A 13,148-nucleotide genomic window follows, 5' to 3' on the forward strand; every position below is an offset into this window, starting at 1 on the left:
CCTATTCTTGTGGGCGATGGGAACACGAGGGGTGGAGGGTGCATATCAGGGTGCCCTTCGGGCGTTTCAGAACCCGATGCTCGATCTGCTCCACCGGACCTATGCGCCGTTCGTGGTGACGGTGCTCGCGATGATGTTCACGCCGGAGCGGCCGGCGGTGGCGGTGGCGGACGCCCACGCGGAGGTCGCCGACGCCCTCGAACAGTTGCGGGCGGCGGGCTACGGCGATGAGGGCGACCAGCCCCTGCCCGCGGGAAACGCCCGTGACCTGTGCAGGCAGTGGGTGCACGCGGGCTGGCTGGTGCGGCAGGTCTCCGACGACGTCGAGGTGTACCGGCTGTCCGCACACGGGGTCGGCGCGCTGGAGGTGGCCGGCCGGGTCGGCGGGGCGCGCACCAGGGTGTCGGAGTCCCGGGTCCGGACGCTGCTGGAGGCGGTCGAGCGGCTCGCGCAGGACGCGGACCCGGACGTGATGGCCCGGATGGCGCGCCTCCAGACGGAGATCGATCAACGCCGGAGGGAACTCGAACGGCTCGAACGGGGCGGCGTCATCGACACCGTCGACGACGACCAGTTGCTGGAGGCGGCCGAGAACGTGCTGCATCTGGCGCGGGAGCTGCCCGCCGACTTCGCCCGCGTCGCCGAGTCGATCAAGGCCATGCAGCGGGACGTCGTCGCCGACCTGCGGCAGGACGCGCGGCCGACCGGGGAGGTGCTGCGCGAGTACCTGGAGCGCGGCCGGCAGATCATGGACACGACGCCGGAGGGCCGCGCGTTCGCCGGGGCGATGCGCCTGATCGGCGACCCGGCGCAGATCGACGACCTGTGGAACCTGCTGCGCACCGTGCTGCGGCACGGGTTCACCGAGCTGATGCCGGAGCCGCAGCGGCGGGAACTCGCCGAGGTCGCACGCCGGATCGAGCAGGGCGTCAAGGAGGTGCTGGCCGCGCAGCGGCAGGCGTCGCACGTCATCACCACCCAGGTCCGCGACCACGACCCGATGCGCGACCGCCAGGTGGACGAGCTGCTGCGGGACGTGATGTCCGGGTTCCACACGTGGGTGCCGAGGTCGCGGCGCGGCGCGGTCGTCGCTCCGCTGCGCCGCCTGCCGGTGGCCGATGTGAGGCAGCTGCGCCAGACCCTGAGCGACCTGCGTCCGCCCCAGCCGCCCACGCCGCTGCGGGAATGGGACGAGGTGGAGGACGTGCCGGACGCGGACACCCGGGCATGGGGCGGTCCCCAGTACGCCGAACTGCGCGCGCATCTGGCGGCGTTCGCCGGGGCCGGGGCCGGGGACGCGGACGGCGTCGACGTCGCGGCCGCGTTCCGCGCGGCGGCCGAGCGGATACGGCGGCCGGTGGACCTGCTCGGCCTGCTGGAGATCGCTCACGGCCTCGGAATGACCGACACGGCCGAGGTCGCGGTGGTCGACGCGGTCCGGCCCGACCAGACCCGGCGGCGTCTCGCGTTCGGCGGAGTGCTGGCGGCGAACCCGGCGCCGTCCGCCGCCGCGGACGGGTCCGGCGCCGACGACGAGGGGCCGGGGGAGCGGCGATGAGCGAACCGAACGGCGCGGACGACGACTGGGCGACCGGCGCGGAGGCCGGCTTCATCGACCCGGTGGCGATGGAGGACGACCCGTCCGAACTGTTCGCCGGCGACACGGGCACGCTGGACGTGGAGGTGCGGCGGGTGCTGGTGCGGCTGCTGCAGCGCAGGTTCCTGCTGGCGGAGAAGAACTCGGCGCAGTGGCGCACGCTGCTGGAGAACCAGCAGCTCATCGAGTCGCGGTTGCACGACCTGTTCGTCCGGCTCGTGGTCGACCACGACCGGGGCATCGCCTACAAGCAGCAGGTGCGCTCGGCGGAGCTGGACGTCCCGATCCTGCTGAAGGACGACCCCTACACCCGGGCCGAGACCCTGGTGCTGGTTCACCTGCGGACCGTCTTCCAGCGGGAACGCGGGACCGGCGAGACGTCCGCGCGGGTCGACATCGAGGAGCTGGAGCAGACCGTGCTCACCTACTTCGACCCGGACGACCACAACCTCGCCCGCGGCCAGCGCGAGATCCGCAACGCGGTGGAGCGGCTGGCCAAGGACGGGCTGCTCGCGGAGGAGTCCGCCGGCCGGTACCGGATCACGCCGCTGGTCGAGGTCGTGCTGAGCACCGAGAAGCTCACCGAGCTGAGCCGGTGGCTGCGGGAGCAGAACGAGGCCGCGTCATGAGCATGATCGACACGCTGTTCGGGCTGATCCCGGCGGCATCGCGCGGGCAGCAGTGGGTCGCGAGGGACCTGCAGCTGGTCAACTGGGGCGGCTACGACGGGTATCACCGCGTCCGGTTCGCCCCGGGCGCGACCCTGTTCAGCGGCGGTTCCGGGTCGGGCAAGTCGACGCTGATGGACTCCTACATCGCGTTGCTGATGCCGCACACCACGCCGTTCAACGGGGCGTCCAACGGCGGGGTGGTCGGCCGGCCGCGCGGCAAGGACCAGCGCAACATCCTCTCCTACGCGCGCGGGAAGCTCGACGAATCGCGGACGGACGGCGGGACGAAGGTGCGGGTGCTGCGCGGGGACGGCCGCGACACCTGGACGGCGATCGCGATGACCTGGGCGGACCGGGGCGGTGCGGTGTTCACCGCGATCCGGGCCTGGTACGTGCCGGCGTCCGCGCGTGCCCTCGACGACGTCGTCGTGGTCCGCGCCGTCCGCGACGACGACTACGACCTGCGCGAGCTGGACGGCCCGGCGGGCAGCAGGTTCGCCCGCGACGCGGTCGCCGCGACGGGCCTGACGTGCTTCGGCACCGACCGTGACTTCACCGCCCGGCTGCACACCGCGCTCGGCATCGGCGCCGCCGGGGACGGGCACAAGGCGGTCGGGCTGCTCGGCCGGATCCAGGCCGGCCAGCAGATCACCACCGTCGACGCGCTGTACAAGACGATGGTCCTGGAGGAGCCGTCCACCCTGGCGACGGCGGACGAGGTGGTGCAGCAGTTCGACGAGCTGTCCGGCACCCGCGAGCGGATGATCACCGCCCGGCGGCAGGTGCGGGCGCTGGCCCCCATCCGCGACCACCGCAGGGCCATCGACGGCGCGGCGGCGCGGCTGCGGGTGATCGAGGCCGTCGGATCGTTCACCGACCCGGCGTCCCCCGCGGCGCTGTGGTGGCACGAACGCCGGCTGGACCTGCTGCGCGCCGCCGAGCAGGACCTGACCGGACGGCGCCGGCGGGCCGAGCAGCAGGTGGCGGAGACGGCCACGGCGATCGGCGTGGCGGAGTCCCGGCGGGAGGCGCTGCTGGACACCCTGCGCGCGTCCGGCGGCGACCGGCTGGAGACCGCGCTCCGGGAGATCCGCAACGTGGAGCGGCGGCTGGCCGACGTCGAACGCGGCCGGGATCGGCTGGACCGGGCCCTGGGCGCCATCGGCGCCACCGTGTCGACCGGCGAGGAGTTCGCCGCGCTGGCCGAGACGGCGCGGCGGGCGCTGGCGGACTCCCAGGCCAGGAAGACCGCCCAGAACGCGTTCGCGAAGGCGGCGGGGGAGGCCGCGGCCGCCGCGCGCGACCTGGCCGGGCTGCGCGACGAGCGCGCGGCGGCGCAAGCCCGCCGCGGCAACATCCCCGCCGACCTGCACACCGCCCGCGACCGGCTCGCCGACGCCGCCGGGGTCACCCCGGACGACCTGCCGTTCGTCGGCGAGCTGATCGAGGTGCGCACGGAGTTCGAACCGTGGCGGGAGGCGTTCAACCTGGCGCTCGGCGGATTCGCCACCCGGATGCTGATCGACATCGGCCGGCTGAACGCGTTCCGCGAGGCGATCAACGCGGTGAGCCTTCCCCGGCGCATCCAGTTCGAAGGCGTCCGCACCGGCATGCACGACCAGATCGGACTGAACGACAGGACGCTCCCCGGCCGGCTCGACTACCGGCCGTCGCCGTTCACCGCCTGGCTCAAGAGCGAACTCGTCCGCGGCTTCGACTTCGTCTGCGTCGAGACGCCCAAGCTGCTGAAGCAGCACGCGAAGGCGCTCACGATCACCGGCCAGATGTCGCAGGGCAGCCGGGGCGCGCACGGCGGCCACGGCCGGGCCAACCTGCTGGGGTTCAGCAACACCCGGCTGCTCGCCGACCTCGACACCCGGATCGGGCACGCCCGGGAGCGCCACGAGGACGCCGTCGCGCGGGAGGCGGAGGCGGAGCGGACCCTCAACTCGTTCGAGGAGCGGCGCACCGCCTACCAGGCGGTGACCGAACTGTCCTGGGAGCAGGTGGACGTCGCGTCGGTCGCCGCCGAACGGGACCGCTGGAAGCAGGTCATCGACGAGGTCCGCGAGGGCAACCCGGAGATCGACCGGCTGCAGCGCGAGGCGGAGGAGCTCAAGCAGGAGATCAAGGACCTGACCGAGCGCGTCGGCGGGCGGAAGCGGGAACTGCACGAGCTCGAGAAGCAGTGGGAGTCGATCGTCGACGAGGTGGACGGCGCCCAGAAGGCGCTCGACACCGCCGCGGCGACCGGCACCGAGGTGAGCGCGGAGCACCGGGACTACCTCACGGGGCTGTTCGACGCCGTCCCCGACGGCGCCGACCCGGCGGCCGCGCTGAGGGAGTTCGACGCCGCGCACCGTCGCGGCTCCGAACGGATGCGCGCCGACCGCACGTCGTCGGAGGAGGAGATCGAACGGTCGCGCAAGGCGCTGCGGGACACGTTCTCGACGTTCGTCGAGCGCTGGCCGAACCCGAACCTCGGCACCGAACCGGAGGACTCCTACCGCGACTTCGACCGCCTGCTCACCGATCTGGAGACCAGCGGCCTCCACGAACTGGAGACCGAGTGGCGCGACAGCCTGCTCAGACTCTCCGGCAACGACCTGACCAGCCTGGACAGCGAGCTCGCCGCCGCCGTCCGCGAGATCCGCGACCGGATCGACCCGGTCAACCGGATCCTCGCCGAACTGCCGTTCGCCGACGACGGCCACCGGCTGCGCATCGACCCGCAGGAGAGCCACTCCGCGGTGCGCGCCCGGTTCCGCAAGGAGCTGCGCGACGTGCGCGCCGTCATCGACAAGGCGGCCACGGACGCCGACCGGGAACGCGCCTACCACCGCATGGCCAGGGTGATCGACCGCATCCGCCGCACGGCGCCCGAGTTCGCCGACCTGGTCGACGTGCGCAACCACGTCCGGATCAGCGCGGAGAAGATCGACCTCGCCGGCGAGCACGTCGCGGTCTACGACCACATCGGGGAGAAGTCCGGCGGAGAGTCCCAGGAGCTGGTCGCGTTCATCGTCGGCGCCGCGCTGCGCTACCAGCTCGGCGACGCGGGCGCCGAACGCCCCCGCTACGCCCCCGTCTTCCTCGACGAGGCGCTGATCAAGGCGGACGCGCACTTCACCGGCCGAGCCATCGGCGCGTGGCGGGGGCTCGGCTTCCAACTCGTCATCAGCGCCCCCAACGACAAGCACAGCGCGATCGAGCCCCACGTGGACGCCGAGTACCTGACCCTCAAGAACGCTGAGGGGCGGTCGTGGGCGAAACCCATCGTGGCGGTTCCCGACGCATGACCCCCCGCCTGGTCACCCCGGCCGACGCGGTCGAGGCGCTCCGCCGCAAGGTCCACCAGAAGTGGGCGGCAGCCGTGTGCGCCGACCTCGGCGCCGGAGAGCCGGTCACGTTCTCCGTCCCGCTCCGCCCCGGCGTGTCGACCGGCAGCGCGGTGGCGCGGATCGGGCACGCCGCCTGGCACGAGTGGCACATGCGCTGGCGCGAGTTCGCAGGCCGGCACCCGACGGGCGTGGAGATCGTCCGCAAGCCGGTGTCCGTCCAAGGCGTGACGGACGACTACCCCGCCATGCTCGTCGCGGGCCTGGACGCCGCCGTCGCCCTGGTCTCCGAATCGGGACCGCCGCCCGTGGACGTCGGCCGCGCCCGCGCGCTCGCGTCGTCGCTGCGGTCCGCCGGCGCGGTCCTCACCCCGGCCACCGTCCGGGCCGCTTGCCGGCTCGGAGCCGACGACGCGGAGGTGCTGCTCAGCGCGGTGACCTGGTTGCGCCGGAACCCGGACGCGGGCGCATGGACCGCACGGCAACTCCCGGTCCCCGGCATGCACACCAAGTGGCTCGACACCCATGGCGCATTGCTGCGCGACGTCGCCGGACGCGACGTCCGGGACGAGGTCCGCCCCCGCCCGGCCGTGCTGCACCTGACCTACGTCGACCCCGATCACGTCGCGTCGGGCCGCCGCAGACACGACGCATGGACCACCGGCGACACGCACGACATCGCCTACCGGCCGCGGACCGTTCTCGTCGTCGAGAACCGCGACTGCCGCCTCTGGTTCCCACCGGTGCGGGACACCATCGTGGTCGAGGGCGGCGGCAAGGCGGCCGCGGCGCTCCTAGCGAACGTCCCCTGGCTCCGTGCCGCGGACCACATCGTCTACTGGGGAGACATCGACGCGGACGGATACGCGATCCTCGACCGGTTCCGGGCCGCACTGGCCGAGCCCGCCCCGGACGACGCGCCACCGAAGCCGGTCACCTCGATCCTCATGGACGCCACCGACCTGCACCACTACGCCCGGCACGGGGTGAATCACGACACGGCGGGCCGTCCCATCAGGCCGTCCCCGGCGATCCTGCCGCACCTCACCGAAGCCGAGGCGACCGCCTACGACACCGTCGCGACCGCAGGCCCCACCCCGTTCCGCCGGATCGAACAGGAGATGATCCCCCTCGACCACGCGGCGACCCGGCTGCTGGACGCCGCCGCGAAATCCCGCCCGTAACCGGGCCGCCGGCCTTCTCGCCTCGGCCGCGTCCGGGGGCAGGCGGTCCAAGTGAGCAGGGCCCGGCTGACGCCGGGCCCTTGGTTGGAGCACTCGTTGAGTGTGAGTCGCGCCAGCACTGCGTGCCGACGGGGTTGGTCAGGGCCGCGGCGCTGCTCCGCGTGCGAGCAGCCCCGTGGCCACCGGCGCCATGACGGCGACGGCGCCCACCACTGAGACCAGGGACACGAAGCCCCCGATGACCAGGGTCGAACGCGGCCCGAAGATCTCGGCCAGCCAGCCGATCAGGGGATAGCCGATCGGGTTGCTCGCGATGAGCGTCAGCACGTACAGGCCCGTCACTCTGCCGCGCATCTCCTCCGGAGCGCTCAGCTGCGTGAGAGAAGAGGCCGTTGTGACGAACGACGTCATCGCCATGCCCGCCGGTAGGTGCATGGCCGCGAACGCCCAATAACTCGGCATCAGCCCGGTCACGATGACGAGCACCGAGAAGGCTGCCGCCGCGGTCAGCATGCCCCGCATACTCGGCTGCCTCCGGCGGGCGGAGAGCAGCGAGCCGGCCAGCCCGCCGACGGCCATCATCGTCGTGACAAGGCCGAATGACGAGGCTCCGGTGTGGAAGACCTCTCGGCTGATCAGGGCATCGGTCACCGCGAAGTTCATGCCGAACGCGGAGACCAGCAGCATGATGGTCATCACCATGAGCAGGTCGCGGTGGTCCCGGACGTAGCGCAGGCCCTCGCGTAACTGGCCCTTTGCCCGTGCCAGGGGAGCCTTGATGTACAGCTCGTCCTCACGCATGAGGCAGAGCACGAGTTCCATGACGGCGAACGACGCGGCATTGATGAGGAAGACCGGACCGGTGCCGACGGCGGCGATCAGTACGCCGGCGACGGCCGGGCCCAGAATCTTCGCCGTGTTGAGTGTCGCGCTGTTCAGGCCCACGGCGTTGGACACGTCGTCGGGCCCCACCACCTCGAAGGTGAACGCCATCCAGGCCGGTTTGTTCAGCGCTACGGCCAGGCCGAGACCGAAGGCCAGAGCGTACACATTCCACACCTCGATGGAACCGGTGACGGTGAGCAGGCCGAGCACCAGCGCGAGCGCCCCCATCACCGCCTGGCTGATCAGGAGGACGCGCCGTTTGCGGTACCGGTCGGCCAGGACGCTGCCGTACAGGCTGAACAGCGCCACCGGCAGTGCCTGCAGGCCGGCCGTGATGCCGACTGCGGCGCCGCTTCCGTGCGTCAGCTCCAGCACCAGCCAGTCCTGGGCGGTCAGCTGCATCCAGGTGCCGACACCGGAGACGCTCTGACCCGTCATGAACAGCCGGTAGTTGCGATGGTTCCGCAGCGCGCGGAACAGGCCGGGGTCCTGCTGAACCGCTTCAGGATCCCTGCCTGCCGGGCCCTCCCTTGCGGACTCGGCTCCATCCTTGCCCGAAATGTCGGACATCATTATTCCTCTCGTTTGCGTGGTCTTCTCATGGCGCCCCTTGAAACGCCACGGCAAGGACCGTCCGCCCAGTGCACGACAAAGCAAGAGATGGATGGATGTGCAATCTGAACCGCAAACGATGCGCAGGGCGGGCTCACCCAGGGGGCGCCTCACCCGCGGTTCGGTTCAGCGGCTTCCACTCCACACTGAGCGAGGACCTGGCGCCTTCCCCGGTGGGACTACTTCGCCGGCGCGCCCCTGACGGCCGCGTGGACGACCTCCGCGACGTTGTAGCCGAGGATGCTCGCCACGTCGGTCAGTCCCGGAGTGCTGAGGACCGCGTTGGCCTCACCGGCCTCCAGGCCGCCCCGCCAGCGGGTGTCCTCCCGGGGCTTCTCGTCGTTCCAGTACGCCCGCGCATGCCTCACGAAGTCCTCCGCCTCCGCGCGCCCGGGACCGTCGAGCCGCTGGATGTAGTCCTCCAGCTGCTCCTTCCCCACGTACGGGACGAAGGAGCTCCAGTTGCCGCCGGTGTCGTGGATCCTCGTGTTGTCGGGCTCCGCGTCCAGCGGAAGGTGCAGGAAGCCTGCCAGCCGCTCCAGCGACCGCTCCGGATGCGCCATGTGGTCCTCGTAGCGGACGACGATGTGCGGCAGACCGTACGTGTTGGCGGTGCGGAGGGCGTCCACGTACGTGTCCCGCCAGATGCCCGCGCCCCGCCACAGCGGCTCCCCCGTCCGGTTCCGGTAGCTGGTCGCGAAGGCGATCGGGTTCCGCGCCGTGACGATCGCGCTCACCGGTGCCCGGTCCGCCGGGTCGGCGAGCTGCTGCTCGACGGCCTGCCGGAGCCAGGTGACGTACTTGCTCCCGTCGACGACCGCCGAGGCGCCCAGCGACCGGGCGAACCGCCGGTGCATGCCGATGATGTCGTCGTAGGACACCTGCTCCCGGAGCGCGTCCGTGAAGTGCAGGCACTCCTTGCCGAGCAGGGAGCAGGGCCCGCAGCCTCGGCCGGCGTCCTTGTGGCTGTAGTCGGGCATCTGCGTGAAGTTGTTCAGCTCGCCGACGTAGTGGGCGCCCCGGATCCGGGTGGTCATGTCGCGCCCGATGAGGGTCGAGCCCGAGAACAGCGTGCCGACGACGAAGACCGAGGTCGGCGGGCGGTCCTGCCCGTCGCGGAGCCTGGACCGGAGGTTCGCGAGCCGGCCAGGCTGAACGGGGGCCCCTTGCTTCTCAGCGTCCATGTTCACGCCCACGGGAAGGATGAGTACCAGCCGGCCGGAACGAGACGACCGTGCAGAGCATTGTGCACGCTACCGCCGCCGAGCGCGGCCTTCTTCACGTCCGGCGGCGCTTCGGCTGGCGGCGCTTGGGGGTGGAGCGCCGGCGCTGCGGCTTCTTGCGGGCGGGCTGCTGTTGGGCGTTGCGGCCGCGGGAGCTGTTGGCGGTGCGGCCGCGGACGATCCCGATCAGTTCCTCCATGAGGTCGGTCGTCACGGCCTCAAGCCAGGCCAGGCCGATCTGGGACTGGGGAGCGTCGGTCACGGTGCGGTAGGTGAGGTCCCGGCGGTGGTGGAGGCGGGCCAGAGACTGCGGAAGCAGCAGGGCGCCGGCCCCCGACGCCACCAGCTCGATCGCGGCAGCGGTGGTCTCGGGACGGGTGAAGGCGGGCTGCCCGGGGCGGTCGTCCCAGGTCAGGACCTCGTCGAGCGGCTCGAACACGTCCTCGTCGGCGAGATCGGCAAGCTCCAGCTCCTCCACCGCGGCGACCGCGTGGTCCTTGGGCACCACCACGACGGTCGTCTCCAGGTAGAGCGGGATCACGTGGAGGCCCTCGCGGTCGACGGGCAGGCGCACGAACGCCGCGTCCACATCGCCCTTCCGCAGCAGGGGGACGACTTCGGCGGCGGGGAACTGCATCAGCCGAAGCGGCACATCCCGCACCCGCTCGGCCCACACCCCGGCCCACTTTCCGGGCGTCACTCCCGGCACGTAGGCCAGCCGGAACTCACCTTCGGTCACCGCCCCAGCCTAGCCACGTCCAGGCGGCCCCCCGCCGCTGGCTACCCTTGAGGTCATGAGCGCGTCCAAGGCGAAGACCCCGCAGACCATGAAGCCCGCGACCGCGGCCAAGAAGCTGGGGATCCTGCTGTCGGCAGCGCCCACCGAGTTCCAGGAGGGCCCTGTCTCCCGGGACGAACTGAACGCGCTTCAGGCTGCCCCGCCCGCCTGGCTCGCCGACCTTCGCCGCGAGGGCCCCCACCCCCGCCAGGTCATCGCCGCCAAGCTCCGTGTCTCCGCGTCAGGTCTGGCCCGCGCCGGCATCACGGGCCCCCTCACCACCGCGGAGATCGAGGACCTGAAGGCCGAGAACCCCGACTGGCTGGTACGCGAGCAGGCCATCCGGGCCAAGGTCCGCGAAGAGGAACTCCGCCTCAAACAGCAGCGCGCCAAGTCCTGACTCACCTCATGCCCCCGGCCGAGCTGCGGCCGTCCCGCAGCCCGACCGGTGTCCAGGCCTTCTTGCTGGTCATCGGGCCGTTACACGCTTGTGGGTGTGGCCTCGAAGCGTGCGAGGGTGCGCCAGACGGCGACGAAGGCAGCGAGTGCGGCTGTCGCGGTGCACAGCGCGACGATCTGCCAGAGACTGGTCCAGGGCAGTGCCAGAGGTGGATGGTCGATGACGCGGCTCAGCGTGACGTGCTGCAGTCCGAGCACCGCTCCCGCGGAGAGGATCGAGACCAGGGTGCCGACGGCCACCGCCAGCACTGCCTCGCTGACGACGATGCCGACGATCTGCCGGTGGGTGGCGCCGGTGAGGGTGAGGGCGCCGATCTCTCGCCGTCGCGCGGAGACGCTCGTCACGAGGGTGTTGACGAGGGCCAGGAGGGCGTAGGCCATCACGATGCCCAGGATGACGACGTTCGCGAGGTGCGAGTCCTCCTTCTCGGCCTGGCTCGCTCGGGCCACGTACGTCGAGACGGGCTCGATTCGCACGCCCGCTTCGCGCAGTTCTCTCAACTGCGGTGTCGCGCTCTTGCCGGGGAGGGTGCGGAGGAACGCTGTGCCGGGCGTCATGCTTCCCGGGAGCTCGGCGGGCACGTAGGCCGCACCGCCTCCGAGCACTGAGTCGACAACGGCGGCGACATGCACGGTGACGCGATGACCGTTGCCGATCCGCGCCACGAGGAGCTGGCCGATCCGCAGGTCGGCGGAGGCGGCCAGGTCGCGGCTCACCACGATGGCATCGGCGGGGAGCGCGTCGAGCGAGCCTTGCCGCACCCGTGGCGTCACCACGTCGCCGAGGGCGCTGAGGTCGACGCCTCGCGCGTCGACCGTGTCGAGGACCTGGCCGCCCTTCGTGGCCAGGGTGACGACCTCGTCGGTCACTTCGACGCTCCGGACGCCGCCGGCGTGGCGCAGGGCGGAGACGGCTGGGAGATTGAAGGTGCCGTCGAAGTCCGGAGTGGCGACGAAGTCGGCCCGGACCGCGGCAGTGCGCTGGCGGGCGGCCGCGTCACGGCCGGAATCCTGCATGCTGATCATCCCGCCGAACATGCCGACGGCGAGGACGACCGGCGTCACGATGGCAGCCACACGGCGTCCCCCGTTGAGGGTGCTCTGCCGCAGGACCAGCGCGAGCGCGCCGAAGCGCATCAGCGGCCAGGTCACGACCCGTGCCACAGGGCGGACCAGCGCCGGCGAAAGAATCGCGAGACCCGCCGCGCAAAGGATCGGCACCTCGAAATAGGTTCCGGGATTGGCGGCGCTCGAAGGGCTGATCACGGCGAACACGAGCGCGACCGTGATGGCGACGGCCAGGATCAGGCCACCGAGGATCCACCGCACCGGTGACATCACGCGGGGCGAGGCCATCGTCTCCCGCAGGGCGTCGAGGGGCTCGGCGCGAGACGCGCGCCATGAGGCGGCGGCGGAGCCGAGCACCGCCGCTCCGATGCCGACCAGGAACGCGATCACCAACGCCACGGGGTGGAAACCGACGTGGAACCACTCCGGTGCCAGGCTGTTGGCCACCATCCAGGACCGCAGCAGCAGGCTGGCGGGGATTCCGAGCAGGCACCCCAGCAGCGCCGCGGCGGCGCCGACCACCACGGTCTCCGCACGGACCATCCTCCGGATCCGCGCGGGCGAGGCGCCCACCAGACTCAGCAGCGCCAGCTCGCGCGACCGCTGCTCGACGACGAAGGCGAACGTCGCGATCAGGACGAACACCACCACCAAGACCGACAGCCCGGTGGTCATCTGCACGACGGACCGGGCTTTGCCGATACCGCCGACAGTGGGCGGATCCGCCACTCGCCGCAGGTCGCCGGAGAGCACTCCGGCGGTCTCGCTGGGCACATGAGCACGAACTGCGGAGGCCGGCGCCTGGACGGCCACCGCGTTCACAGCCGGGGACAGGCGAGCGGCCTCCGCGTCAGTGAAGAAGACCGCGTCCTCGAACGGCTTGCGCTCTGCCGCGCCGACGACGGTGTACCACGCCGTTCCCAGCGGCGTCACCACCCTGACCTGCTCACCCAGGGGAGCGGAGCCGGTGTCGTCGGCCGTCACGACGATCTGGTGGTCATCGACCGGCCGATGCCCGGAGAGCAGCTTGTAGGAGGCGAGGGACGACGAGGACCATCCGTGCCCCACAGCCTCCGCCCCGCCCCCGGTCAGGCTTCGAACCGCGAAGCTGCGATCCACCACGGCCGGGCCGGCGCGCTGGGCGCGTTCCACGGCCTCTCGGGGCAGGCCCGCCGGGGCCGGCAACGGCGTCCCGAGGCCGTCGACCGGGACGACGACGCTCTGAGCCGCCGCGAAACGCTGGGGCCCTGGTGAGGGCGTACTCGTGGTCGCCGACAGGACGTGAACGCTGGCGGCCGTGATCATCGTCCCGACCGCCAGGGCCACGAACGCT

General features: G+C 71.8%; 9 protein-coding genes. 5 read left to right on the forward strand and 4 right to left on the reverse strand.

Going from position 1 to position 13,148, the window contains the following annotated elements:
• Positions 1–16 precede the first annotated feature (16 nt).
• From ABWI04_RS17760 to ABWI04_RS17775, 4 genes are read left to right on the forward strand one after another with little or no spacing between them, the layout of a single operon-like run.
• The gene (locus ABWI04_RS17760) at positions 17–1,558 is read left to right on the forward strand and encodes a DUF3375 domain-containing protein (protein ID WP_353833086.1); all 1,542 of its coding nucleotides are present in this window, start codon (positions 17–19) and stop codon (positions 1,556–1,558) included.
• A complete protein-coding gene (locus tag ABWI04_RS17765; protein ID WP_345172630.1) occupies positions 1,555–2,226 on the forward strand; it encodes a DUF4194 domain-containing protein in 672 nt (223 codons plus the stop codon). The genes ABWI04_RS17760 and ABWI04_RS17765 overlap by 4 nt, the downstream gene beginning before the upstream one ends.
• Positions 2,223–5,567, forward strand: coding sequence for an ATP-binding protein (locus tag ABWI04_RS17770; protein ID WP_353833087.1), 3,345 nt, complete (start codon positions 2,223–2,225; stop codon positions 5,565–5,567). Before ABWI04_RS17765 ends, ABWI04_RS17770 begins: the two co-directional genes overlap by 4 nt.
• The gene (locus tag ABWI04_RS17775; RefSeq protein ID WP_353833088.1) at positions 5,564–6,790 is read left to right on the forward strand and encodes a Wadjet anti-phage system protein JetD domain-containing protein; all 1,227 of its coding nucleotides are present in this window, start codon (positions 5,564–5,566) and stop codon (positions 6,788–6,790) included. Before ABWI04_RS17770 ends, ABWI04_RS17775 begins: the two co-directional genes overlap by 4 nt.
• A 138-nt stretch (positions 6,791–6,928) precedes the next feature.
• Here the strand turns inward: ABWI04_RS17775 and ABWI04_RS17780 are convergent, their stop codons facing one another.
• From ABWI04_RS17780 to ABWI04_RS17790, 3 genes are all read right to left on the reverse strand, one after another.
• A complete protein-coding gene (locus ABWI04_RS17780; RefSeq protein WP_353833089.1) occupies positions 6,929–8,248 on the reverse strand; it encodes an MFS transporter in 1,320 nt (439 codons plus the stop codon).
• A gap of 218 nt (positions 8,249–8,466) precedes the next feature.
• Positions 8,467–9,471: a sulfotransferase family protein gene (locus tag ABWI04_RS17785; protein WP_353833090.1), complete on the reverse strand. Its 1,005-nt coding sequence runs from the start codon at positions 9,469–9,471 to the stop codon at positions 8,467–8,469.
• A gap of 94 nt (positions 9,472–9,565) precedes the next feature.
• Positions 9,566–10,249, reverse strand: coding sequence for a LysR family transcriptional regulator substrate-binding protein (locus ABWI04_RS17790; protein ID WP_345172640.1), 684 nt, complete (start codon positions 10,247–10,249; stop codon positions 9,566–9,568).
• A 55-nt stretch (positions 10,250–10,304) separates the two neighbouring features.
• Between ABWI04_RS17790 and ABWI04_RS17795 the strand changes: the two genes are divergently transcribed.
• Entirely contained in the window at positions 10,305–10,688 is a 384-nt protein-coding gene (locus ABWI04_RS17795; RefSeq protein ID WP_353833091.1) for a DUF5997 family protein, read from the forward strand.
• Between the two features lie 80 nt (positions 10,689–10,768).
• Here the strand turns inward: ABWI04_RS17795 and ABWI04_RS17800 are convergent, their stop codons facing one another.
• Positions 10,769–13,141, reverse strand: a complete 2,373-nt coding sequence (locus tag ABWI04_RS17800; protein ID WP_353833092.1) for an FtsX-like permease family protein — start codon at positions 13,139–13,141, stop codon at positions 10,769–10,771.
• Positions 13,142–13,148 lie beyond the last annotated feature (7 nt).

The sequence above is a fragment of the Actinomadura sp. NPDC000929 genome, from assembly GCF_040492065.1.
GTDB classification, from domain to species: Bacteria; Actinomycetota; Actinomycetes; order Streptosporangiales; family Streptosporangiaceae; genus Spirillospora; species Spirillospora verrucosospora.